The sequence below is a fragment of the Salsipaludibacter albus genome (genome assembly GCF_019798055.1).
In the GTDB taxonomy this organism is placed as follows: Bacteria; Actinomycetota; Nitriliruptoria; order Nitriliruptorales; family Nitriliruptoraceae; genus Salsipaludibacter; species Salsipaludibacter albus.
In genome coordinates this window covers 97092-121512 of record NZ_JAHOPH010000009.1, presented here as the reverse complement: position 1 = coordinate 121512, position 24421 = coordinate 97092, and the positions used below count along the sequence as shown (strand labels likewise).

At 71.4% G+C, this 24421-nt stretch carries 24 protein-coding genes; 12 read left to right on the top strand and 12 right to left on the bottom strand.

Features of this window, described 5'->3' with window-relative positions:
- Nucleotides 1–44 precede the first annotated feature (44 nt).
- Genes KR546_RS07815 through KR546_RS07805 form a run of 3 tightly spaced genes read left to right on the top strand, consistent with a single transcriptional unit; the run spans nt 45 to nt 3048 of the window.
- Nucleotides 45–923: an ABC transporter permease gene (locus KR546_RS07815; protein ID WP_238444144.1), complete on the top strand. Its 879-nt coding sequence runs from the start codon at nt 45–47 to the stop codon at nt 921–923.
- 36 nt (nt 924–959) lie between these two features.
- Nucleotides 960–1829 (top strand): sulfotransferase domain-containing protein, encoded by an 870-nt coding sequence (locus KR546_RS07810; protein WP_238444143.1) that lies wholly within the window; start codon nt 960–962, stop codon nt 1827–1829.
- 58 nt (nt 1830–1887) lie between these two features.
- On the top strand, nt 1888–3048 hold the full coding sequence (locus KR546_RS07805) for a hypothetical protein (protein WP_238444142.1): 1161 nt from the start codon (nt 1888–1890) through the stop codon (nt 3046–3048).
- A gap of 43 nt (nt 3049–3091) precedes the next feature.
- Here KR546_RS07805 and KR546_RS07800 read toward each other — a convergent pair whose 3' ends face one another.
- The 3 genes from KR546_RS07800 to KR546_RS07790 form a co-directional block, all read right to left on the bottom strand.
- Nucleotides 3092–4066 carry an electron transfer flavoprotein subunit alpha/FixB family protein gene (locus tag KR546_RS07800; protein ID WP_238444141.1) on the bottom strand — a complete coding sequence of 325 codons (975 nt, stop codon included), beginning with the start codon at nt 4064–4066 and terminating at the stop codon, nt 3092–3094.
- The gene (locus KR546_RS07795; protein WP_238444140.1) at nt 4063–4755 is read right to left on the bottom strand and encodes an electron transfer flavoprotein subunit beta/FixA family protein; all 693 of its coding nucleotides are present in this window, start codon (nt 4753–4755) and stop codon (nt 4063–4065) included. Before KR546_RS07795 ends, KR546_RS07800 begins: the two co-directional genes overlap by 4 nt.
- A 77-nt stretch (nt 4756–4832) precedes the next feature.
- Entirely contained in the window at nt 4833–7358 is a 2526-nt protein-coding gene (locus tag KR546_RS07790; protein WP_238444139.1) for a GcvT family protein, read from the bottom strand.
- 102 nt (nt 7359–7460) lie between these two features.
- Between KR546_RS07790 and KR546_RS07785 the strand changes: the two genes are divergently transcribed.
- The 4 genes from KR546_RS07785 to KR546_RS07770 all read left to right on the top strand — a co-directional run bounded on the left by KR546_RS07785 (nt 7461) and on the right by KR546_RS07770 (nt 9964).
- Nucleotides 7461–8156 carry a GntR family transcriptional regulator gene (locus tag KR546_RS07785; RefSeq protein WP_238444138.1) on the top strand — a complete coding sequence of 232 codons (696 nt, stop codon included), beginning with the start codon at nt 7461–7463 and terminating at the stop codon, nt 8154–8156.
- A gap of 95 nt (nt 8157–8251) precedes the next feature.
- Nucleotides 8252–8755: an RDD family protein gene (locus tag KR546_RS07780; protein ID WP_238444137.1), complete on the top strand. Its 504-nt coding sequence runs from the start codon at nt 8252–8254 to the stop codon at nt 8753–8755.
- 82 nt (nt 8756–8837) lie between these two features.
- The gene (locus tag KR546_RS07775) at nt 8838–9671 is read left to right on the top strand and encodes an IclR family transcriptional regulator (RefSeq protein ID WP_238444136.1); all 834 of its coding nucleotides are present in this window, start codon (nt 8838–8840) and stop codon (nt 9669–9671) included.
- 44 nt (nt 9672–9715) lie between these two features.
- Nucleotides 9716–9964 (top strand): hypothetical protein, encoded by a 249-nt coding sequence (locus KR546_RS07770; protein WP_238444135.1) that lies wholly within the window; start codon nt 9716–9718, stop codon nt 9962–9964.
- 74 nt (nt 9965–10038) lie between these two features.
- Here the strand turns inward: KR546_RS07770 and KR546_RS19635 are convergent, their stop codons facing one another.
- From KR546_RS19635 to KR546_RS07755, 3 genes are all read right to left on the bottom strand, one after another.
- Entirely contained in the window at nt 10039–10782 is a 744-nt protein-coding gene (locus KR546_RS19635) for a potassium channel family protein (protein ID WP_238444134.1), read from the bottom strand.
- A 145-nt stretch (nt 10783–10927) separates the two neighbouring features.
- Complete coding sequence (recG, locus tag KR546_RS07760; RefSeq protein WP_238444133.1) at nt 10928–13117, bottom strand: ATP-dependent DNA helicase RecG; 2190 nt, start codon at nt 13115–13117, stop codon at nt 10928–10930.
- Between the two features lie 2 nt (nt 13118–13119).
- Nucleotides 13120–14754, bottom strand: a complete 1635-nt coding sequence (locus KR546_RS07755) for a DAK2 domain-containing protein (protein WP_238444132.1) — start codon at nt 14752–14754, stop codon at nt 13120–13122.
- Between the two features lie 191 nt (nt 14755–14945).
- Between KR546_RS07755 and KR546_RS07750 the strand changes: the two genes are divergently transcribed.
- From KR546_RS07750 to KR546_RS07740, 3 genes are all read left to right on the top strand, one after another.
- Complete coding sequence (locus KR546_RS07750; protein ID WP_238444131.1) at nt 14946–16151, top strand: magnesium transporter CorA family protein; 1206 nt, start codon at nt 14946–14948, stop codon at nt 16149–16151.
- A gap of 99 nt (nt 16152–16250) precedes the next feature.
- A complete protein-coding gene (locus tag KR546_RS07745; protein WP_238444130.1) occupies nt 16251–16628 on the top strand; it encodes a single-stranded DNA-binding protein in 378 nt (125 codons plus the stop codon).
- 281 nt (nt 16629–16909) lie between these two features.
- Nucleotides 16910–17551: a phosphodiester glycosidase family protein gene (locus KR546_RS07740; RefSeq protein ID WP_238444129.1), complete on the top strand. Its 642-nt coding sequence runs from the start codon at nt 16910–16912 to the stop codon at nt 17549–17551.
- Nucleotides 17552–17666: 115 nt separating this feature from the next.
- On the opposite strand, the gene KR546_RS07735 is transcribed toward KR546_RS07740, so the two are convergent.
- From KR546_RS07735 to KR546_RS07720, 4 genes are all read right to left on the bottom strand, one after another.
- Nucleotides 17667–18308 carry an arsenate reductase ArsC gene (locus KR546_RS07735; protein ID WP_238444128.1) on the bottom strand — a complete coding sequence of 214 codons (642 nt, stop codon included), beginning with the start codon at nt 18306–18308 and terminating at the stop codon, nt 17667–17669.
- Complete coding sequence (locus KR546_RS07730) at nt 18193–19056, bottom strand: aquaporin (protein WP_238444127.1); 864 nt, start codon at nt 19054–19056, stop codon at nt 18193–18195. Before KR546_RS07730 ends, KR546_RS07735 begins: the two co-directional genes overlap by 116 nt.
- On the bottom strand, nt 19053–19664 hold the full coding sequence (locus KR546_RS07725) for an arsenate reductase/protein-tyrosine-phosphatase family protein (protein ID WP_274387760.1): 612 nt from the start codon (nt 19662–19664) through the stop codon (nt 19053–19055). Before KR546_RS07725 ends, KR546_RS07730 begins: the two co-directional genes overlap by 4 nt.
- Before the next feature lie 179 nt (nt 19665–19843).
- Nucleotides 19844–20713, bottom strand: a complete 870-nt coding sequence (locus KR546_RS07720) for an alpha/beta fold hydrolase (protein WP_238444126.1) — start codon at nt 20711–20713, stop codon at nt 19844–19846.
- Nucleotides 20714–21348: 635 nt separating this feature from the next.
- Between KR546_RS07720 and KR546_RS07715 the strand changes: the two genes are divergently transcribed.
- Both KR546_RS07715 and KR546_RS07710 read left to right on the top strand, forming a co-directional pair.
- Nucleotides 21349–21927, top strand: a complete 579-nt coding sequence (locus KR546_RS07715) for a DinB family protein (protein ID WP_238444125.1) — start codon at nt 21349–21351, stop codon at nt 21925–21927.
- Nucleotides 21928–22054: 127 nt separating this feature from the next.
- Nucleotides 22055–22624: a dihydrofolate reductase family protein gene (locus KR546_RS07710; protein WP_238444124.1), complete on the top strand. Its 570-nt coding sequence runs from the start codon at nt 22055–22057 to the stop codon at nt 22622–22624.
- Between the two features lie 153 nt (nt 22625–22777).
- Here KR546_RS07710 and rpmB read toward each other — a convergent pair whose 3' ends face one another.
- Nucleotides 22778–22978: a 50S ribosomal protein L28 gene (gene rpmB, locus KR546_RS07705; RefSeq protein ID WP_238444123.1), complete on the bottom strand. Its 201-nt coding sequence runs from the start codon at nt 22976–22978 to the stop codon at nt 22778–22780.
- A 250-nt stretch (nt 22979–23228) separates the two neighbouring features.
- Nucleotides 23229–24317, bottom strand: coding sequence for a D-alanine--D-alanine ligase family protein (locus KR546_RS07700; RefSeq protein ID WP_238444122.1), 1089 nt, complete (start codon nt 24315–24317; stop codon nt 23229–23231).
- Between the last annotated feature and the right edge of the window lie 104 nt (nt 24318–24421).

Sequence of the window (24421 nt, the reverse complement as noted above, 5' to 3'; positions counted from 1 at the left end):
AACACCACCCGATCAACGTCACCACCACCCACCGGAGGACCACCGTGAGCACGCTGATGACCACCCCACCCACCACCCCACCCACCACATCCGACCTCGACGTCTCACCCGTCATCCGTCGACGACCCCGGGACGCCATCCGGGTGCTGTCGGCCCAGGTCGCCGCCGAGGTGCGCACGAACCTCCGCGTGCCCGAGTTCCTGGTCGGGGCGGTGTCGGTCCCGGTCCTGCTCTACGCCATGTTCGGGTCGGCCCAGGCCGGCGAGGCGCTGCCCGCCGGCACGTCCGTAGCCGCGATGATGGCCGTGTCGTTCGCCGCCTACGGGATCGTCAGCCTGGCGATCTTCACCTTCGGCGTGGACATCGCGCGGGAGCGCGGCCAGGGCTGGCTGCGCACCCGACGGGTCACGCCCCTGCCCACGTGGGTGTACTTCGCCGGGAAGATCGCCATGGCGCTGGCGTACTCGGTCGTGATCCTGGCCGGCATCACCGTCGTGGCCGTCACGCTGGGCGACGTGCGACTGCCGATGGAGACCTGGATCCGACTGTGGGCCGTGCTCGCGAGCGGGGCGATCGTCTTCAGCACGTTCGGCTTCGCGATCGCGTGGCTCGCGCGGCCACGGGCTGCCTCCACGATCGGCAACCTGCTGTTCCTGCCGCTGTCGTTCGCGTCGGGGTTCTTCTTCCCGCTGTCCGAGCTGCCACCGGTGCTGGCCGAAGCGGCACCCTGGCTGCCCACCTACCACTACGGCCGCGTCGTGTGGGCGCAGCTGGCACCACCGGTCGACGTCACCGCCTGGACCGGTGCGGAGGCGACGGGATCGCTGTGGCCACACGTGGCCTGGATGCTCGGCTCGTTCGTGGTGTTCGGGATCCTCGCCGCCGTCGGGTGGCGGCGCGACCGCGAGGCCACACTGGGCTGACCACCGCACCCGCGATCGTCGACCGGAGGAAGCCGCATGCGTCCTCGCCACTACACGTCGGCGGACGAGGACAGCGCGCGCTGGGACGCCATCACGCTGCGCGATGGCGACGTGGTGGTCAGCACACGCTCCAAGCACGGCACGACGTGGGTGCAGGCGATCCTCCTGATGCTCGAGCACGGTCCCGTGCTGCCGGCGCCCCTGCCGGTCCTGTCACCGTGGGTCGACCACCTCGTCGAGCCGGTCGACGAGGTCGCTGCCCGCCTGGAGGCCCAGCAGCACCGGCGGGTCCTCAAGACCCACACACCGCTGGACGGGCTCGCACTGCGCGACGGGGTGCACGTCGTCGTCGTGGCGCGCCACCCCCTCGACGCGGCGCTGTCGCTGTACCACCAGGGCGCCAACATCGACCGCGGACGGCTGGCCGAGCTGACCGGCGCACCCACCCCGACCGTGACCGGACGACCCGACGAGACGACGTGGCTGGTCGACTGGATCCATGCCCAGCGCGACCCGATCGAGGCACTGGACTCGCTGCAGGGCGTCGCGTGGCACGTCACCGATGCCTGGGCCCGACGCGACCGGGCCGACGTGACGCTCGTGCACTACGCCGACCTGGCCACCGACCTTCCCGGGCAGGTGCGTCGCCTGGCCCGCCGCACCGGGCTGGGCGTGGACGTCGACCTCGACGCCGTGGTCGAGGCGACACGCTTCGACGCCATGCGGGACCGGGCCACGGCCCTCGCGCCGGACACGACCGGCGTGCTGCGCGACCGGGCACGGTTCTTCCGCGGTGGTCGGCGGGGGGACGGTGTCGCGGCGCTGCCACCAGCCGACCTTGCTGCCTACCGGGCGCGCATGGCCGGCCTGGTCCCGCCGGACCTCGACACCTGGCTGCACCGCTGAGACGGTCTGCCGGCGCCCCCCCCGATCCCGGTGCCCCGGCCTAGCATGGACGGCACCGATGGGCGGGGGGAAGCTCGTGCAACGCGACCGGGAACTGACGACGGTGCCCCTTCCGACCCAGGAGGAGGCTGACCAGGTACCACCCGACCGTGACGAGATCCGGTTGATCTGCGGCGGCGTGCACACCAACGCGGCGCCGGATTCCGGGTGGACCGAGCTCCAGCACGTGCTGATGGGCGCCATGTGCGAGGGCTTGTCGGGCTTCACGTTCGACCCGGCCTGGTACGACGACGTGGTCACGCCGATGGACCTTGCTCGGGGGCTGGCGAGGCGCGACCAGTTCGTGCGCGCCCGGATCCTCCAGCAGGTCGTGCTCCACGCCATGGTGGTCACCCCGACGCCCCCCGAGGTGGTCCAACGGATCGGCCAGGTCGCGACGGCGCTCGGCGTGGACGACCACTTCCTCGGTGACGTCGAGAAGTACGGTCCCGAGAGCTACGACGCCGCGCTCATCGACTTCGCCCGCAACGGCTACGCCGGGGACTTCACCGCCAGGCACCGACCGGTCCTGGGCACCGAGCGGGACATCGGGGACGGCTGGGGCGTGGTGGATGACGACCCGGGGCTCGCCGGTCGATGGGCCCGGCTCGAGGACTGCTCGACCGGGTCGCTCGGGCGCGACGTCTGGGAGTTCTACGTGAGTCGGGGCTTCATGTTCCCGGGCTCACCCGGATCGGCCCCACCCCTGCTCGCCCAACACGACTGGGTGCACGTGCTGGCGGACTACGGCACCACGCTCCAGAACGAACTCGAGGTGTTCGCCTTCATCGCCCGGGCAGACGACGACCCGCGCGGCTTCAGCCTCTTGGCCATGGTGATCGGCCTGTTCGAGACCGGCGCCATCCCGGAGGCAGGCGGCCTCTTCGAGGCCAGCGCCGGGCACCTGTCGGTCCACGGGATGGCGACGCGACTGGCCGACGCCATGCGGCGCGGGGCCCTCGCCCGACCCGACGGCGACGTCGCCAAGGCGTTCTTGGCGGTGGACTGGTTCGACTACGCCGACCTCCCGCTGGAGGAGGTGCGACGCCGCTTCGGGATCCCGGACAAGTCCGACGGGGCGCTGGCCGCCGGCTCGGTGGGACCCTGGCATCCCGACGGGATCTCGGCGTTCCAGCGCGACGCCGGGGACCCGATCCTGCAGGCACGCATCGCCGGGTGACGCACCTGCTCGTCGCCTCCTGCTCGTCGACGTTCCACAGCCCTCAGCGGGCCTCGATCGCAGCGACGAGGGCCGGGACGACCTGGTGGAGGTCACCGACGACGGCCCAGTCGGCGCGGGCGACCATGTTGGCCTCGGCATCGGTGTTGATGGCCAGGACGTGCTTGGCCGACTTCGCCCCGGCCCAGTGCTGGATCGCCCCGGAGATGCCACAGGCGATGTAGATCGTCGGCGCGATCGCGGTACCGGTCTGGCCCACCTGGTCGCGGTGCGGACGCCAGCCGTTGTTGGTCGCCACCCGTGAGCAGCCGACGGCACCACCCAACAGCCCGGCGAGGCGCTCCAGGTCGGCGAAGCCCTCGGCCGACCCCACGCCGCGACCTCCCCCGACCACGACCGGCGCCGTGGCCAGGCTCACCCCGGTGGACGTCACCACCTCCTCGACGACCCGGGTCCGGGCCACGACGTCGTCGAGCTCGACGTCGTGCTCGACCAACTCGGCGGCCGCGGGGTCCACGACCTCCACCGCGTCGACCGCGTGCGGCTGCACGGTCAGCAGCACCCGCTCCGCCTCCAGCCGGGTGTGCTCGAACAGCGATCCGCCCCACCGGACCCGCTGCAACCTCCACCCCGCGTCGTCCGCCTCCGCATGGGTGACGTTGGCCACCAGCGGCAGGTCCCGTCGCGCCGCGACGTGGGCCAGCACCTCGCCACCACGCTCGGTGCCGGCTGCCAGGACGACACCGGGAGCCAGCTCCTCGACCAGCCCGTCCAGTGCCGCGGCCCAGCTCTCGGGTCCGTAGCGATCGAGCAGGTCGTGCCAGGCACCGTGCAGTTGCACCGCGCCGTACCGGCCCGCGTCCTCGGCGACCTCGTCGAGGTCGACCTCGCCGTCGTCCACCGCCACGGCCACCACGTCGTCGTCCAACGACCGGGCGAGGGTGAGCGCCTGTCGGGACGGTCCGGCCAGCACGTCACCGTCGTCCCCGGCGGTCGTCTCCACGAAGACCACGATCATGTCAGCACCTTCAGGTCCTCGAGGACGGAGATGACGCGCTCGATCGCCTCGGGCCCCGAGCCGAGCACCTCGGTCTCGACCTCCTGCTCGGGCGGGGACTCCAGCGCGACCAGCGACTGGCCACCTGCCGGCCCATCGACCGTGACCTCGGCGATCGTGGCCTTGCGAGACACCAGTCGCCCACGCATCGTGGGATACCGCGGGAGGTTCAGGCCCTCGCGCACGCCCAGGCAGGCGGGCAGTGGAAGCTCGTAGACCTCGGAGGTCGTGCCGGTCGGCCGGCTGACACGCACGGTGTCGCCATCGACCTCGACCTCCTTGATGCCCTGCACCATCGGCCGGCCGAGCGCGACCGCCACGCGGATGCCGACCTGGAACCCACCGGCATCGGCGGACTCGTTGCCGAACAGCACGAGGTCGAACGGTCCGTCGGCCTGCTCGAGCTCGCCGATCGCCGCCACGACGGCCGCGGCGGTCCGCTGGGGATCCCAGTCAGCCCCGTCGGTCGGCACCAGGACGGCCTGGTCGACACCGGTGCTGACCGCCGCGCGCAACTGCTCCTCGGCGTCCGGTGGCCCGACCGTGAGCACGGTCGACGTCCCACCGTGCGCCTCGACCAGGCGCACGGCCTCCTCCACCGCGCACTCCTCGTGTGGGCTGACGGTGTGGCCGAGGCGCTCGTCGTCCACGGCCGTTCCGTCATCCGTCAGCGGAATCTTCGCCCCGGGAATCGGCACGCGCTTGATGCACGCGAGGACTCGCATGGTCAGCCCTTCAGGCGGGTGTTGTCGGGGTCGAACAGCGGGGTGCTGCCGGCCTCGGCGACGGTGACCGGGAACAGCTCGTTCATGTACATCACCTGCAGCTTCGTGCCGTTGACCGCGTGCTCGGGGGGCAGGTAGGCCATCAGCAGGTAGGCGCCGACCGACGGCCCGGAGCCGGCCGAGGTCACGATCGACACCCGGCCCCTCGCATCCACGATCCGGTCGCCGTCCAGCGTCAGGATCGGTTCGCTGCCGCCGGTGGGGTAACGCGTGCGGCCCTGCGCGTCGACGTGGTCGTCCATCGTCAGCGTGCACAGGATTGCGACCGGGTCCTCCTCGCGAGCCGCGAGGTAGGGCTCCTTGCCGATGAAGTCGTGGGCCTTGACCTTCCGGCGTGCCAGACCGGCCTCGACCGGCGTGTACTCCGACTCCAACTCCGCGCCCATCAGCCGGTAGCCCTTCTCGAGCCGACCGGTCGTGCCGTACACCCCGATGCCGACCGGACGGACGTCGAACTCCTCGCCGGCGGCGGCGAGCGTGTCCCACAGCCGCAGTCCGTGCTCGGTCGCGGTGGTGATCTCCCAGCCGGTGTCGCCGACGTAGGAGATCCGGAACATGGTGACCGGGATGCCCTCGATCCGGGTCTGCTGGACGCTGGCGTACGGGAACGCCTCGGCCGACAGGTCCGCCTCGCAGACCTTGCCCACCAGGGCCGGCGCGTCCGGGCCCCAGACGCCGATCGTGCAGGTCGCCGAGGTCACGTCGGTGAACGTCACCGATCCGTCCCGGGGCAGGTGCTTGCGGAACCAGTGGGCGTCCCGGGCGCCGTCGAAGGCACCCGTGATGATCCGGAAGGTGTCGTCGGCCAGCCGCAGGACGGTCAGGTCGGACCGGAACCCCCCGTTGGGGGCCAGGACCGGGGTGTAGATCGACGAACCCACGGGCTGGTCGCACTTGTTGACGAACATGGTCTCGACGTAGTCGACGACGCCCGGCCCGCTGACGTCGAACTGCTGGAACGCGGTGAGGTCGACCATGGCGACCTTCTCGCGCAGGTGCAGGTGCTCGGCGTTGATGATCGGCGACCACCAGCGGCGGTCCCACTCGACCTCGCGGTCCTCGACGTGGTGGCGGTCGACCAGGTCGGCGTTGCCCTCGTACCACTGCGGCCGCTCCCAGCCACGGGCGTCGAAGAACACCGCACCGTGGTCCACCTCGCGGGGGTGGAACGGCGAGACGTTCATGTCCCGGTCGGTCGCCCACTGCTCGCGGGGATGGACGATCCCGTAGGTCTTGTTGAAGTGCTCCGCGCAGCGCTCGAGGACGTGGCGCTCGGACCGCTCGTGGTCGTAGAAGCGGGCGATGTCGGTGCCGTGCGGGTCGGCCAGGTGGGGATGGCCGTGGGTCATCCACTCGGCCAGGAGCTGTCCGACCCCGGGGCCCTCCTTGATCCAGACCGCGGCGGCGGACCAGAGGTTGGCCACCTCGACGGTCTCGCCCAGCAGGGGGCCACCGTCGGGGGTGAGGCTGAGCAGCCCGTTGATGGCGTAGCGGATCTCGGCGGTCTCGAGGATCGACGGCATCAGCTCGAGGGCGTCCTCGAGCTGGTCGTCGAAGTCCTCCATCGTGAACGGCATCTCGGTCGGGGTCAGGGCCGCCTCGTCGTTGGACGGGATCTCGTCGGGGTGGTGGAAGATCGGGCGGTGCGCGTAGGACCCGACCTCCATCGAACCGGCGGCCTGGCGCTCGTACATGAACGTGTCCATGTCCCGCACGATCGGGAAGGCGATCTCGGTCCCGGTCTCCTGCAGGATCTCGATCGGGCCGACGTCGGCCATCTGGTGGACGGCCGGGGTCAGCGGGATGGTCGCCCCGGCCATCTCGGCGATCCGGGGGCTCCACACGCCGCATGCGACGACCACGTGGTCGGCCTCGATCCGGCCACGGTCGGTGACGACGGCGGTGACCCGGGGCAGGCCGTGGTCGACCGGCTCGGTCTCGACGTCGAGCACCTCGGTGTTGGGGAAGACCTGGAGGTGACCGGCGTCTCGCGCCTCGTCACGCAGCAGGGTGCCGGCACGCAACGAGTCGACCACCGACGTCGTCGGCGAGTGGAAGCCACCCAGGATGACGTCCTCCTCGATGTAGGGGACGAGCTCCTTGACCTGGGCCGGCGTCAGCAACTCGGCCTCGACCCCCCAGGCCTTCGCCGAGGTCATCCGTCGGCGCAGCTCCTCCATGCGCTCCTCGGTGCGGGCGACCTCGATGCCCCCCGGGCTGACCTGCACACCCAGTTCCTCGTACTGGCGCTGGGACTCCAGCGTGAGCGTGGCGATCTCCTTGCCGTGGTCGACCGGGAAGATGAAGTTGGAGGCGTGGCCGGTCGAGCCGCCCGGGTTGGGCAGCGGGCCCTTGTCGACCTGCACGATGTCGGTCCACCCGAGCCGCGACAGGTGGCCGACCAGGCAGTTGCCCACGATGCCGGCGCCGATCACGACGACGTCGGTGCGGGCGGGGAAGTCGCTCATCTGTACTCCATCGGTGTGCCAGGTGTCGTCGGCCGCGACGAGTTCGCGCCCGTCTTGGTCGGCAAGTGATATATCAGTCGTCGACACAGTACACTGTCGGCCATGACGACATCAACACCCACCGCGGATCCGACCGCGACCGCCACCACCGGGGCCTCCACAGGACCCGACGAACCACCGCGCACGCAGGCGGACCTGGCCGAGGACCAACTCCGCGACCTGCTCGTGACCCTCCAGGTCCGGCCCGGCGAGCCCCTGCGCGAGGCGGCCCTGATGGAGCGGCTCGGCGTCGGGCGCACACCCCTGCGTGAGGCCGTCAACCGGCTGGCCGTGGACGGCCTGGTCGTGGTGCACCCCCGGCGCGGCACGTTCGCCAGCGACGTCAACATCGGCGACCTCGCGCTGCTGACCGACCTGCGTGCCCAACTCGAGGGACTGGCCGCCGCGCGCGCGGCCGAGCGCGCGACCCCGGCCGAGCGCGAGCGCCTCGCGACGCTGGTGTCGTCCTCCGCCGCGGGCGCCGAGCCGCTCGCGGCGATGCGACACGACCACGCGATCCACCAGGCCATCTGGGCCGCGACCCACAACCCCTTCCTGGCCCGGACGGCTGCCCGCCACCACAGCCTGTCGACCCGGATCTGGTACCTGTTCGTGGACCGCCTCCCCCACGTGCCCGACCACGTCGACGAGCTCCGCTCCCTCGTCGACCAGATCGTCGCGGGGGACGCCGACGCGGCGCGTGCCACGGCCACGGCCCACGTGCGCCACTTCGAGACCGCCGTCACGAACCTGTGGTGACCGCAACCCCCCAACCGGCGCGCTCGTCCGTGCCGAGCCACTAGGGTCCCGCGAGGTCGCCGCTGCGACCATCACGACGTCTGCGGGAGACATCCATGAGCTTCGCCCCTCCGCCTCCACCCCCGAGCCACCCCGAGATGCATGGAGGCCCGCTGGCCTCGTGGGGCAGCCGGGCCGCCGCCTACATCGTCGACTGGCTGGTCGTGGCCGTCCCCGCCGGGGTCCTTTACGTCGTCGGCGGGATCTTCCTCGCGAGCGGCTCCACTCCCGAGGGCTCCCTCGAGTCGGATGCGGGGGGCATCGGCTTCCTGTTCATCGGCCTGGGCGGCATCGTCGCCCTGGTCATCGCGCTGTGGAACCAGGGCTACAAGCAGGGCACCACGGGACAGTCCATCGGCAAGGGGATGCTCAACATCGAGACGGTCGACACCGACGGCCAGTACCTCGGCTTCGGGATGGCGGTGCTGCGGACGCTGCTGATGTCGATCCTGGGCTCGTTGTGCGTCCTGAACTACCTGTGGCCCCTGTGGGACGACGAGAACCGGGCCTGGCACGACATGATCATGACCACCCGGGTCCGCGACCGCACCATGGCCTGAGACGGCCCGGGCCCGGGCCGTCTCGTCCGGGTCACTCGAGGCTGCCCGCGTCGACGAGTGGGGCATCGCTACGGTGCCGTCCATGGCTGACCACGACGCACCCCTGATCCGCTCGGTGGACCGGGCGGTCACCCTCCTGTACCTCCTGGCCGACGGCGGTCCGATGCGGGTGACCGACCTCGCCCGCACCGTCGGGATCCACAAGTCGACCGCGTCGCGACTGCTGTCGACCCTGCAGGCACGGGGCTTGGCCGACCAGGACCCCGGCAGCGGGACCTACCGCCTGGGCCACGGCGTGGTCCGGCTCGCGGGCGCGGTCGACCACGGCTTCGACCTGGGATCGGTCAGCCGCCCGGTGTGCACGCGGCTGGCCCAGGAGACCGGCGAGACCGTCAACGTCGTCATCCTCGACGACGGCCGCACCATGTGCATCGACCAGGTCATCGGGTCGGCGTCCGTCACCACCATCAACTGGGTCGGCAAGCGCAGCCCGGTCCACGCCACCGCCTCGGGCAAGGCCTTCCTCGCCCACGTCCCCCCCGAGGAACGTCGGGTCCTGCTGTCGCGACGGCTGGACTCGCTGACCCCGTCCACCATCACCGACGTCGACGTGCTGGAGACCGACCTGGCCCGGGTCCGAGAGCGTGGCTGGGCCGCGTCGGTCGACGAGCAGGAGGACGGACTGACGTCGGTCGCCGCACCCGTGCTGGGACCGGACGGCAACGTCGTGGCGGCCCTGGCGCTGTCCGGGCCCTCGTTCCGGCTGGCCGGTGAACGCCTGGCCGCGATCGGGGCCGCGACCGCGGCGGCTGCGGACCAGATCTCGCATCGCACGGGCCACGTGCGGACCGAGCTGGCCGACCAGCCCGTCTCCGCGACCACGGATGTATCGCGCACGGGCGACGCCGCCTCCTGATGCCCGGACCGGCCACGCCGGTCGGTCGCAGGGAGGTGGCGGAGATGGTCCCGACACTGCAGGTGACGGCCTGCCCGGCATGCGGACTGCCCGCGGAGGTCTGGGACCGCGCGGTGCTGGCGTCGACCGACGGCCCCGTGGAGCACGCCCGGGTGCGGTGCCTCGACCGCCACGTCTTCCTGCTGCCCGTCGCGATGCTGGCCGATTCCTCGACACCGGAGCCGAGCGGTGGTGCAGACGCGGGCGGCCGGTCCCGGTCTCGCCCGAACGCGACCACCCGGCGGACGTCCTAGACGCCCCCAGTGCCTCGGGCGGCCGCACGCCAGCCCGGACCGTGACGACGACCGGTCGAGGCGTGGCGCGGGTCTCAGGTCTGTCGACGTCGCTGCGCCAGCAGGCCGACGACCATCGCCACCACCACCACGAGGTAGACCTGGCCCAGGACGGCGCCGAAGACCGACAACATCCGACCGAGGTCGGTCGCGGCGGTGAAGTCGCCGTAGCCCACGGTGGTCACGGTCACGAGGCTGTAGTAGATGAAGGTCGTCGTGGGTTGGGGCGAGCCGAAGAATGGCGTGGACTGGACGCTGCCCACCGTCTGGAGGGCGAACGACAACGCGATGGCGATCAGCAGATACCCCGACAGTGCCCCGAACAACGTCTGGCGAGTGACGGCCTTGTGGTGGAGCAGGCGACGCACCACGACGACGGGTGCCATCACCGACAGCGCCAGCCAGAACCAGGGCGCGCCCCCCGTTTCGTCGAGGCGGATCGACTGCCCTGCCGCCAGCTGCAGGACCAGGACCAACCCCAACAGGACGACGACGACGACCAGGAAGATCTCCGTGGGGCGCCGGCGGCGACGCTGGAGCCCGGCCGTGCGCAACGCCACGATCATCGTGGAGCCGACCAGGGCGGTGACCAACAACGCGCCTGCGAGCGCGCCACGGTCGCGGAAGGCATCGGTCATGTCGATCAGCGACTGCACGGCCAGGGACGCCACGACCAGCACCAGCAGGACGTCGAACCGGTCGACCAGGGTCGTCCCCGAGGCCTCCACGAGCTCCTCGCGGTCCTTCGCCTCCATCCAGAGGTCGTCACTCGACGTCACGGGTGGATCCTTCCTCGCCAGATCGGAACCCTAGGGCGCCGACGGTCACGCCGGCGCGCCTGCGACCTGCGCTGACGCCACGAACAGCAAGGCGAGCGCGGCCACGACACCGCCGATGATCCAGGCACGGGGCAGGGGGGCGCGGTCACCCGGTCTGCAAGGCGGCGAAGTCCTCCAGGCCGCCCTCGTAGCGGCGCAGGACCTCCGCGCGCAGCAGCGGGTGGTCGGTGAAGTCCGGGTCGGCGTCGATCACCGAACGCGCCAGGTTCCGCGTGGCGGCGACCACCGACAGGTCGCGGTGCAGGCTGGCCAGCTTGAGATCGGGCATGCCCGACTGGCGCGCTCCGAACAGCTGGCCCTGTCCGCGGATCCGCAGGTCCACGTCGGCCAGTTCGAACCCGTCGACGGTCGCGGCCACCGCCTCCAGGCGCTCGCGCGTGTCGTCGTTCACCGGGTCGGCGAACAGCACGCAGTAGGACATGTCGGCGCCACGTCCGACCCTCCCCCGCAACTGGTGCAGCTGCGAGATGCCGAACCGGTCCGCGTTCTCGACCACCATGATCGTCGCGGTCGGGACGTCCACCCCGACCTCGATCACGGTCGTGGCGACCAGCACGCTCGCAGCGCCGGTCCGGAAGCTCGTCATCGCGGCTTCCTTGTCGGCGGCCGAGAGCTGGCCGTGCACCAGGGCCACCTCCAGGTCCGGGAAGACGTCCCGCGACAGCCGACGGTGCTCGGCGACCGCCGACTTCACGCCCTCGAGCGCGTCGGACTCCTCGACCAGCGGGCACACGACGTAGGTCTGCAGACCCTCGCTCGCCTGTTCACGCACGAAGGCCATCAGCTTCTGGCGGCGTCCGACCTGGTCGGGGGTGATCAGCTGGGTGACGATGGGCTTGCGACCGGACGGGAGCTCGTCGAGGACGGTGACGTCGAGGTCGCCGTAGAGGGTCAGCGCGAGGGAGCGCGGGATGGGGGTCGCGGTCATGACCAGCACGTCCGGGATGGTGGCGCGGCCGTCGGCCGACGGCGCGTCACGCTTGTCCTTGAGCCCGACCCGCTGGTTGACCCCGAACCGGTGCTGCTCGTCGACGACCACCAGTCCGAGGTCGGCGAAGCGCACCTCCTCGGTCAGCAGGGCGTGCGTGCCGACCAGCAGGTCGACCTCGCCGGTGAGCAGCCCCGACAGGATGCGGCGTCGCTCCGTCGTCGTGGTCGACGAGGTCAGCAACTCGACCCGGACCCCGTCGAACATGTTGACGCCCAACGGCTCGAGCAGCTCCAGCAGGGTCAGGAAGTGCTGGTCGGCGAGCACCTCGGTCGGGACCATCAGTGCGGCCTGGCGACCGTTGTCGACGGCGGTCAGCATCGCGTGCACGGCCACGAGGGTCTTGCCCGACCCGACATCGCCCTGCAGCAGCCGGTGCATCGGTGCCTCGGCACCCAGGTCCGTCCCGATCTCGGCGACCGCGTCGGTCTGGGCCTCGGTCGGGGTGAACGGCAGCGAGTCCCAGAAGGCGACCGCCTGGCCGTCGGGGCGAGGATGGTTGTCCACGCCCGCCAACCGGGCGCGCAGGTGCGCGCGCCGCCACTGCAGGCCGAGCTGGAGGGCGTAGAGCTCGTCGAACACCAGCCGCCGCCGTGCCGCCGAGAAGCTGGGCTTGTCGGGTGGGACGTGGATCCAGCGCATCGCCTGGTCGAGCGTGACCAGGTCGAACCGGTCCAGCGTGTCCTCGTCCAGCCAGTCGGCGTACGGCGGGACGGACTCCAGCGCCTGCTCGACCCACCGGGCCAGCTTCCAGGTGGGCAGGTCCTCGGTCGCCGGGTACACCGGCAGCAGCACCTGGTGGTCCAACGCGGCCACCGCCTCGCCCGCGTCGACGTCCCGGGCACGCCCGAGGTCGACGACCTCGGGCGTCGAGATCTTGAGCATCGAGCGGAACCGCTCGACCTTGCCCGAGAAGGCGGCGATCGAGCCACGGGGCAGCGTGTTCGGTCGCCATCCCTGGTTGAAGAACGTCACCAGGAAGGTCGGTCCGGGGTCGGTGGCGACCACGGCCTCCGAGATCGTGAGGCGTCCGCGCCGTCCCCGGCGCGGCACGGTCCGGGTGGTCCAGTCCAGGACGGTCCCGACCAGGGTGGCGGGCTCGCCCACGGTGACCGCGGACAGGTCCATCAGCTCGCCGAGGTCGTCGTGGCGCCGGGGGTAGTGGTGGAGCAGGTCCCCGACGGTGTGGATCGCGAGACCGTCCGCGAACTGCTCGGCGGTCTTCGGTCCCACCCCCTCGAGCACGGTCACGGCGTCGTCGAGCGACAGCACGGCGTCGTCGGCCACGGTCAGCGATGCACCGGGACGCCCTCGGCGCCCACGAGCCAGCGCGACGTCGGCAGGTCCGCGGCCAGGACCTCGACCTCGGCGTCGGGCACCCGGCGACGGACCGCCTCGGTGAAGGCTGCCCGGTCGGCCACGGTCGTGTCGTGGCCCGCCAGCACCGTGACGAGCTCGGCCCCGTCGGCCAGCAATGCGTCCAGAAGTCGCTCGCGCATCGCGTCGGCGTCGTCGGACGCGGCGACGACGCGGCCGCCCACGACGACCAGGTGGTCGCCACGGCGGACCCCTCCCACCGGGGTGGTGGCGTCGCGCACGGCACCGACGATCTCGCCGGCCACCACGTCGGCCGCCGCGGTGGCGAGCAGTTCGACGTCCAGCAGTTCCTCGTCGGCCACGGCCAGCGCCGCGAGCACCGCCGGCGCGGTGTCGGCCTCGGCCACGACGTGCAGGTCCGGTCCCTCCTCGGCCTGCGACACGCGAGCGGCCTGCACGGCCGTCGGCACCACGTTGCGATGTCCGGGCAGCACCACGACGTCGTCGGCGTCGACCTCGCCCGCGGCCGCGAGCAGGTCGGCGACGCTGGGCAGGCGACCGGGTGACGCCACCACGACCCGCACGCCGGGGACCGTGACCAGGTCGCCGAGCGCGGCGCTGGGCAGGACGACGACGTGGCCGACCGCGCGGTGCTGCGACGTCGCCTCGACGGTGGGGCGGTCGATCTGGTCGGCGAAGGCGTGCACCTCGACCCGGGTGGTGGTCCCCAGGGCCGCACCCACGGCCACGGCGGCGTCCACCTCGTTGGTGTGGACGTGGACGTTGAGCAGCCCGCCGCAGGCCACGACCACGACCGAGTCGCCGAGGTCGGTCAGTTCTCGCCGGAGCGTCTCGGCCCGGTCGTCGGGGGCCTCGAGGAGGTACTGCACCTCGTACTGGTAGGCCAGCGAGCCGGACTCGCGGCGGATGTCGCCGGTCTCCTGGCTGCGACGCACCGGTGGCGGGTGGCTGGGGACCTCGTCGCCCTGCAGGTGCGCCCGCAGGGCGACCATCGCCACCTCGAACCCGCGCGCGCCGGCGTCGACCACGCCGGCATGGCGATTGGCGTCCAGGACGTCCCGGGTCCGGGCGACCGCCAGCGCGACGGCGTCGGTGACCTGTTCCAGCGCCAGGGGCAGGTCGAGGTGGTCCTCCATGGACCGCTCGGCCGCGGCCACCGCCTCGTCCATCGCGGTCAGGATCGTGCCCGCGACCGGTTCGGCGACGGCGTCGTAGGACAGGTCCCGTGCGGAGGACAGGAAGGCGGCGAGGTCCCGGGTCGTGAACGGCTCGTCGGTGACGTGCTCGAGCAGGGCACGCACGACCTGGGAGAAGATGACCCCGGAGTTGCCCCGCGCACCGCGCACCGCCCCGTGGCCGAGCTGGTGCGCGCGGGTGGCCGCGTCGGCGTCGTCGGACACCTCGGCCAGCGCGGACCGCACGGTCATCAGCAGGTTGGTGCCGGTGTCGCCGTCGGGCACGGGGAAGACGTTGAGCGCATCGACCTCCTCGCGCGCCATGGACAGCGCGGACTCGATCGTCCCCATGACGTCGACCAGGGTCGCCAGGGTGACCTGTCGACCGGTCTCGGGTGCGGTCGGGGTCATCGGTTCACCTCCCGGGAGATCGACTGCGCGCAACGACGCCGCACGTCCGCAGCCTAGGGGCGGGGCGCGACGGGTGGCAGCCCGGTTGGGCGGGTGGTCCGTCCGGGGCGGTCCGGGAGCGGTCCCCGGCGGATCGGCCCGGGACCAATAGCCTCGGCCGGGCACATGCACCCGCGGACGTCGGGAGTCCGATGATCACGATCCGCCACGTCACCGAGGACGCCTGCACCACGGCCACCCTCGACGAGGTCGTCGCCGCGCTGGAGGACGACATCCCCCAGGCGGCGGGACGGGCTGTCCCGTGGTACTGGGTCGACGTGCTCGACGAGGCCGATCCCGACCCACTCCAGGACACGCTGTTGTCCCGGCTCGGGGTCGCCCCCCTGTTCGCCGAGGACATGCGCGACGACCGCCACCTCCCGAAGGTGGAGCTGATCGACGACCAGCTGCTGCTGGTGGTGCACGCGCTGCGGCTGCGCGAGGACGACACTGTCGCGCCGGAACCCGACCCGGACGGCGGTGCGGACGTGCGGGGCGCGTCCAGCGTCGTGACGGGCGAGCTCGACGTGCTGCTGGCGCCGCGGCTGCTGGTCACCTGGCACCGATGGAGGATGCCGGCCCTGGACGCCCTGGCGACCCACCTCGAGCGGCGCGCGGGTGCGTTCATCCCCCGGCCGATCCTGCTGGTCCACCACCTGCTGGACTCGATCACCGACGTCATGGTGCCGTTCGTCGACCACTTCGAGCGTCGGCTGGACGTCGTCGACGCGGACCTGCTGACCACGCCCACCGAGGCGACCCGCGACGACCTGTACCGACTCCAGCGCGACGTCATCCAGCTGCGCCGGGTGGTCGTCCCGCAGGCCGAGGTCCTGCGCCGGACCGTCCGCGAGATCGAACCGCTGGTGGACAATGTCGCCATCCGGGACGGCGACCTCCCGCGATTCCGGGACATCTACGACCACCTGTACCGCATGAGCGCCCTGTCGGAGTCCTACAGCCAGCTGCTCGACAGCGCGCTGGACACCTACCGCGCGGCCCAGGACGACGAGCTCAACGACATGCTGCGCGTGCTGACCCTGGTCTCGGCCATGCTCCTGCCGATCTCGGTCCTGGCCGGGATCTGGGGGACGAACTTCTTCAACCTGCCGGGAGCCGACGACCGCTGGGGATTCGCGATCATGATGGGGTCGTTCGCGTTGATCATCGCGGTGATGGGCACCTGGTTCCGGTTGCGGGGCTGGATCGGCGGCCAGGCCGAACGCGACGCGACCGCCCGACGCGCCCGGCTGTCCGACACCCTCGACGTCCCGGTCCTGGGCACGATCCTGAAGGTCCCGGTCAGTGGGGCGCGCAGCCTCGGGCGCGGCACCCGCCGGCTGCTGCGACGGCGGTAGCGACGCGGTCGTCCACAGGTCGGCAGGTGGCGCCTCGGCCCGGGCGAAGGTGTCCGTAGGGTCCCGGACATCGACTGGAGTCATCGACAGGACCCACCCATGAACACCACCACGCTCGTCGGCCGGCTGACCGCGACACCCCAGCTGCGCCACACCCCGACCGGCACGCCCGTGACCGACCTGCGCCTTGCCGTGGACCGGCTCGGCGACGGGACCGACTTCCTGACCGTCACCGCCTGGTCGCGCACGGCCGAGGTCGCCGCCGAGCACCTCACGACCGGCCGCCGGGTGGCCGTGTCCGGCCGGCTCGAGCAGCAGACCTGGACCGATCGCGAGACCGGCGCGAACCGGGAGAAGGTGGTCGTGGTCGCCGACCGGGTCGAGTTCCTCGACGCACCCCGCCCGCGCGCCGACGACACCGCGCCCACGCCCGATCCCGAGCAGGCCGAGCCCGAGCCGGCCGACTCGGCGGTCTGACCGCCGGCGACCCAACCCCGCAGGGGCCGGAACGGGCGATGGCGTACCGTGCGCCCGTGTTCCGTTTCGCTGGTCGTGCCGCCGTGGTCCTGGTGACCGCGGCGGTCGCCTGTTCCTCGCCCGGGTCCGGCCCCACTCCCCCGCCAGCGCCTAACGGCACGACGTCGGCCGCCCAGCCCTCGCCGTCGGCCGCAGCGTTGCCCGACGTCGGGCCTTCGACGACCGTGGCGACCGAGCCAGTCCCCACGCCGAGGTCGACGGATGCACGCACGGAGGTCGACGTGCGTGGGATCGGACCAGCGGACGCGGTCGTGCTGCCCCTGGACCGGTGGGATGTCCGCGTCGACTGGCCACAGGACCCCGAGGGAACCGACCTGGGCGCCTACCTCGACGCCCACCCCGAGGTCACCGTCCTCACCAACGCGGGGATCTTCTCCACCGACCTGACCCCCGGCGGGCTGCTCGTCGCCGACGGGCAGGAGTTGCGCGAGTTGAACCTCGCCGATGGTGGGGGCAACTTCCACCTCAAGCCCAACGCGGTCTTCGCGGTCCACGACGACGGCACGGCCGCGGTGGTCGACTCGACCGTCTACGACCCGACCGGTGTGGTCCACGCCACCCAGTCCGGGCCGGCCCTGCTGCTCGACGGTGAAGTGCATCCCGAGTTCCGGGAGGGCAGCGAGAACGTCGCCATCCGGTCGGGCGTCGGCGTCAGCCCCGACGGCCGCACCGTCTACCTGGTCGCCACCTTCCGGCCGGTCAACCTCTGGGACTTCGCGACCCTGTTCCGCGACGAACTGGGCGTGGACGACGCCCTGTACCTCGACGGCCAGATCTCCCAGCTGTGGGTCGACGGCCTCAGCGACGACCCACTGCCGTACCTCGGCCCCTACGCAGGCGTGATCACCGCGTCACCTCGCTGAGGGGTCCGTCCCGGGTGGCACGCCCGGAACGTCGTACGAGGGTGTGCACCCGAGCCGTCAGGTCGACACGCTGGCGTGCCAACACGTCGGCGGACATCCGGGGCCGTGCCGGCGTTCAGGCCGGGGGCTCGACGCCGAGTTCGCGCATCAGCCCGCGGACGCGTCGTTCGATGTCGTCACGGACCGGCCGGACCTCGGCGACGCCCTTGCCGGCGGGGTCCTCGAGCTCCCAGTCGAGGTAGCGCTTGCCGGGCAGCACGGGGCAGGCGTCCCCGCAGCCCATCGTGACGATGACGTCGGCGGCGCCGATGGTCTCGTCGGTCCATGGCTTGGGGTAGCCCGACGAGATGTCGATGCCGACCTCGTCCATGGCGGCGACCGCGGACGGGTTGACCTGGCTGCCGGGGTCGGACCCGCCGGACATGACCTCGATGCGGTCGCCGGCGAGGTGCTGCATCCAGCCCATGGCCATCTGGGAGCGGCCGGCGTTGTGCACGCACAGGAAGATCACGGTCGGGGTGTCGGTCACGATGTCTCCTTGGATCTTGCCCAGCGCGCGGAGGCGTTCGCGGGCGAAGCGTTCGGCCAGGACGGGGACGAAGTTGGTGTAGTTGGCACCGCGGAGGAGCTGGTCGAGCGATTCATGGAGGAACCGTTCGATCACCTCGGTCGCGAAGACCCCCTTGAACTCGCGGTTGAGGACCTGGGCGGTGGTCCTGAGCTGGTTGCGCTGGGCGAGGTCCAGGCTGGTGGTCATGGGACGTGCTCCTGGTGGGATCGGCCGCGGCCACGGGTCGCGGCGTGGGTGAGGTCCCGGCCCGGTCGGGCACGGGCCGGAACAGCCAGGTGACGGCAGCGACCGCGACCACGGCGCCGAGCATTTGGGCGGCCACGAATGCGGGGACGTGGGCGGGCACGATCCCGGTCCACGAGTCGGTGAGCATGCGGGCGATGGTCACGGCCGGGTTCGCGAAGCTCATCGACGAGGTGAAGTAGATCGCCGCGGCGACCCAGGCCCCGACCGCGGCACCGACGCGTGCGGTCTGGTCGGTGGCCAGCAGCGCGAAGATCACGCCGACGAGGCCAGCGGTGGCGACCAGTTCGGAGGCCCACAGTTCCGGACCCGACCGGTCGATCGTGCCCCACGCCAGCGCCGGGCGGGCGAACAGCAGGTCGGCGAGCACCGTCCCGGCGATCGCCCCTGCCAGCTGCACCACGACGTAGGCGGCGGCCAGTCCTGGGGCGAGGCGACGGGACACGACCGCGGCCAGGGTGACCGCAGGGTTGAGGTGGGCGCCGGACACGGGGGCGAGCACCCAGATCAGCACGACCAGGGTCATCCCGACGACTGCGGCGTGCTGGAACAGCTGGGTGGACGGGGCCGCCGTGTCGCTCGTGGCGATGCCGGACCCGACCACCGCCAGGAGCAACACCGCCGTGCCGAGGCCCTCGGCCACCAGCCGCCGGGCCGGATCGCGTCGTGGCAGGGCCGCCGCCGTGGTCATGCCACGGCCGCCCGGTCGGCCAACCGGTCCAGCCGCCGGTCGAGGTCGGACCAGGTCGCAGGGAAGTCGGCGGCCGTCTCGGGCTCGGGGACCGACCAGTGCAACAGCGGGGCGTCGAACGGCAGGCCGTCCTCGCGGACACGGTCACACACCGACACCACCAGGTCGGGATCCACCTCGACCTGCCCGTAGGCGTGTGGCCGTGCCACGGACAGGTCCAGGCCGTGGGCCGCGGCGATCGCGACGGCATCCGGGTTCACGTGCTCGGCGGGCTGCGAGCCGGCCGACCATGCCGTGCGGCCCGTGCGGGCCGTCCACATCGCCGACGCCAACTGCGACCGCGCGGAGTTGTGGGTGCACACGAACACCACCCGGTCCGCGGGCACCGCCGTGCGGTCGCCGTCCGGGTCGAACACGGACCGGGTCGCGGTGGGCCCGAGCGTCACGTAGCGCCGGCGTCCGTCCCCCTGTGAGCGATGGCGCACCACCAGCCCCGCCGCCTCCAGCACATCCAGGTGGAAGGCCAGCAGGTTGGACGCCAGCCCGGTGTGCTCGCCCAGTTCTCCCGGCGTGGCATCCGACAGTTCCAGCAAGTCCACGATCGCCAAGCGGTGGACGTCCCCCAGGGCCTGGTGCCAAGCCGCCCGATCCCGTGCGTCCGACATTTACCTCACCAGAAATTGAGTCAACTTCCCAGAAGATAACCGACTGGCCTCGACATGAGCAACCCGGGCCCGGGACTCGCCCGTCGCCCTCGGTCCTCGCAACGCTGGACGTCGTGCTGCCTTCAGGCGGTGCGCGACGCGATCGACGCGACATGGTCCGCGACGGCTTCGTGGCAGTCCTCCTGGAGGAAGTGCTTGCCCGGCACGCGGTGGAAGTTCGCCTCGCCCACGATCTCCACGACGGGTCGTGCATGCTCGTCGACGCGCAGGGCCGGGTCGAGTTCTCCCCACACCGCCTGGACCGGGTAGCGGTCCGACCCCACAACGTCGCGGTACAGCGCCTCCTTCGCCGGTGTGGTCTCGAAGTTGCGCATGATCCCCAGGAAGGCGCGGCCACCGTCCTCGTGCAGTAGCAGCCGACGGTGGGCCAGCACCTCGGCTCGCGAGGTCGCCGACCGATCCGCGATGCCCACGTCGTACATCGACCTGACGAACGCCGGGTCGACCATCCCCTTGAGCCACAGCCAGCCCAGGCCGGGCGCCTCGAAGGGACGCATGGTCCACGGCTTGACGAACGTGCTCACCGCCACCATGGTGTTCAACACGGTCAGGGAGGCCACCCGGTCAGGCAGGTGTGCCGCCACCTCCATTCCGACGGGCCCGCCCACATCGTGGACAACGAGGTGGAACCGCTCCAGACCCAGCGCGTGTACCACGTCGACCGCATGGCGCCCGAGATCGCTCCAGGTCGGCCCGACCCCGGAATCCCGGGCTGTCAGTCCGAGCCCGGGCAGGTCGTAGGAGATGCCACGCAACCCGCGATCAGCCAGGTCGGGGAGCACCTTGCGGTACAGGAAGCTGCTGGTGGGCACGCCGTGCAGGCACAGCACCGGCTCGCCGCCGCCCTCCTCACGAACGAACGTCCGCACCCCGTTCGCGTCCACCATCCTGCCCGCAGCGCGGTGCTCGGCAACGTGATCTTCCGGGCTCACCACTGCTGCACCTCCGGTCCGCTCCGGCGATCGCCACCCCACCCGGATCCTACGCACCCACGCACGCAGATCACCGGTGGACCACGAACCATCCCCGCTCCCGGACAATCCGCGCCGGCCCTGGCCAGCGACGCAGCATCAAGATCGGACGGCTTCCCCAGCTTCGCGTCCTCCCGACGGAGCGTCAGGATCGGGCATTTCCCCGATGGATGGCGTATCCGCGGAGAGCGCCGAGGGAGTGGCAAGATCGGCGGATCCCGATCGATTGTCGCCTTTGGTGGCGTGGGCAGGTGCCCAGTCGACAATCGACTTGTTTCACGCGGAACTGCTCGATCGATTGTCGACTGCGCGCCCACCAGCAGGGGTCAAAGCGACAATCGACTTCTTGGCGACTTCGCGGCTCGCGTCGCGGGGGATGTCCTGCACAGAGACGTCCCAGCTCACGTCAGCCCCGATCGCCCGGTCGTTGGCCATGCCAGGCGCGAGAGGATTCCGGGCGTGCCGGCACGTGGATGGAGCGGTGGCTCGCCCCGTGGGTCGCCAGATCCTTCCCGAACGGAGATGACCGCCAGAACACCAGGCGCCTACCGTTGCGGGAGTCTGATGGCTCTCCGGGCGAGCGGCAGGACGTGGGCATGGACCTCAAGGACCGCATGCACGAGTACCTCGACCATGAACGGGAGTCCCTGTTCGCCAAGGTCGACGGCCTGTCGGAACGCGACCTGCGCCTGCCTCGCACTCCGACCGGCACCAATCTGCTGGGCATCGTCAAGCACTGTGCGAACGTCGAGTTCGGCTACTTCGGGCCGACATTCGGTCGCATGATCGACGACCCTTCCGGACTGCAGGAGCCCGAAGACTTCGAGACGGATCCTCAGGCCGACTGGTACGCCACTGCCACCGAGACCGCCGACGACATCGTCGCGCTGTATCGGCGGGTGATCACCTTCGCCGACCGGACCATCGCCGAACTCGACCTCGATGCCACCGGCCGGGTGCCGTGGTGGGGCCCCGATGCGCCAGAGGTGACCCTGGGCCACGTCCTCACCCACGTCCACGCCGACGTCGCTCGTCACGCCGGCCAGGCCGACATCCTGCGCGAGAGAATCGACGGGGCCGCTGGATGGTGGTCACCCGGCGACAACCTCCCCGACGACTACGACTTCCCGGCGTACGTCGACCGCCTCACCGCACTCGCCGAGCAGTTCACCTGATCACCGGCTGTTCCGCAGTCCGGCCACCCGGCGGCGCGCGTGGATCCGCACATGACGGTGAGGACCGAGGCCGTCAGTCGTCTGACAGACCGTGGACGCACCACGCGCACCAATGGAGAGCAACGAGATGAAGCCGCTTCGATACTCGATCAACGTCACCCTCGATGGCTGCTGCCATCACGAGGCAGGGCTGCCACCCGACCAGGACTCGATGCGCCACTGGACAGACGCGATGCAACGAGCCGACGCCCTGCTGTTCGGCCGCGTGACCTACCAGATGATGGAATCGGCGTGGCGGCACCCGACCACGGGCGGGTGGCCTGACTGGATGGACGAGTGGGAGATCCCCTTCGCCGAAACCATCGACGCTGCGAAGAAGTACGTCGTGTCGAGCACCCTGGCCACGGTCGATTGGAACGCCGAGTTGGTGCGAACCGACTTGGGCGACGCCGTCCGGCGGCTCAAGGAGGAGCCCGGCGAGGGCCTGTTCGTCGGTGGCGTGACGCTCCCCCGGGCATTGGCTGACATGGGCCTGATCGACGAGTACGAGTTCGTCGTGCAGCCGGTCCTTGCCGGACACGGGCCGACGCTGCTCGCCGGTCTGCGCGAGCGCATCCAGCTCGAGCTCGTGGATCGCCACGAGTTCCGGTCGGGCGCGGTCGCCCTGCGGTACCGGCCCAGGCGAACGACGACGTGACGCCCCGATGGGGTGCCGGGCCGGGGCACGTGGTCGATGGCCGCGTACAGCCTCACACGACGACGACCGCCACCCACTGGGTGGCGGTCGTTCGATCTCCTGCAGGCACCGGGCCTCGGACGCCCGTCATGGGGCCGGGCGGGTGCCGTCGGGTCAGCTGGTGACGGGCGGGCGCTGGACCTTGCCGGCCTTCAGGCACGAGGTGCACACGTTCAGGCGCTGGGCGCGGCCCTCGTGCATGACCCGCAGCTTCTGGATGTTGGGGTTCCACCGACGGCTGGACCGGCGGTGCGAGTGGCTGACCTGCTTGCCGAACCAGGGGCCCTTGTTGCAGATGTCACAGGTGGAGGCCATGGGCGGCTCCTCTCCGGATGGACGTGCCGTCGGCATGGCCGGGGCACGCGAGATGGTCTGGGGTGAAGTCGGGTGGGCGGGGACGGTGGCCTCGAGGTGACCCGGGGACGCGCGTCGTCGACGCACGTTCGCGAGGGTGCGCCGTGTGGGACGTGGGGCATCGGGCGCGTGGATCGTGGCCAGCGGGCGTCACCGCGCGCTGCGGCCCGTCATCCTACCAGACCGCTCTCGGCCCGATCAGCCCGCCCGATCATCCCAGGTCGTCGGCGGCGGCCTCCAGGGCCAACTCCAGGAGCCGGTCGACCAACTCGGGGTAGGACAGCCCCTCGGCCTGCCACAGCATGGGCAGCATCGACGACGGCGTGAAGCCGGGGATCGTGTTGATCTCGTTGAGGTACAGCGTGCCGTCCCGGTCGAGGAAGAAGTCCACGCGAGCCATGCCACGACACCCGATCGCCAGCCACGCCTGCGTCGCGAAGCGCTGCACGTTGGCGACGACGTCGGGCGGCAGGTCGGCGGGCACGTGCAGTTGCGAGTCGTCGATGTACTTCGCCTCGAAGGTGTAGAACTCGTCCGACGGCACGATCTCGCCGGGTGCGGTCACCTCGATCTCGTCATTGCCGAGCACGCCCACCTCGACCTCGCGGGGCCGGTCCAGTCCCTGCTCGACGATCACCACCCGGTCGTGGGTGAAGGCCTCGTCCAGCCCGGCCGCCAGCGCCTCGCGATGCCGGGCCAGGGTGATCCCGATCGACGAGCCCTGGCGCGCCGGCTTGGTGAACATCGGGTACGACAGCGCGGCCTCGACCTCGTCCAGCAACGCCGCACCGTCTCGCTGCCAGCGTCCCCACGTCACGGGCAGGTAGGGCACCTGGGGCAGCCCGCGTGCCTTGAAGGCCAGCTTCATCGCCCGCTTGTCGATCCCCACCGACGACGCGGTCACGTCGGCGCCGACGTAGGGCAGCCCGACCGTCGTGAGGTAGCCCTGGATGGTGCCGTCCTCGCCGAACGGTCCGTGGAGGACCGGGAACGCGACGTCGATGGCGCCCAGGTCCTCGGCGCGGTCGCCGACCAGGCGCACGAGGTGGGTGCCGTCGACACCACGCACCAGGGTCACCGGGTCACCCGCATCCTCGTCCACCTCCGGCAGCGGCGAGCCCGGACGTGCCTCGATGACCCCGTCGGTCAGCAGCCAGCGACCGCCCCGGGTGATCCCGACCGGGACCACCTCGTAGCGCTCCCGGTCCACCACCTCCAGCACGGACCGGGCGGACAGGCACGACACCGGGTGCTCGCTGGACTGGCCGCCGTAGAGGACCAGCACGCGCTCGTCGGCCATCCTCGCACTCCTCGTCGTCTGTCGGGGGACGCCGGGGCGGACGGTAGCGCCCACGGTGGTGGCCCCCGGTCCACCGGCCCGGACGCTCGACGTCCGGTCCGGCC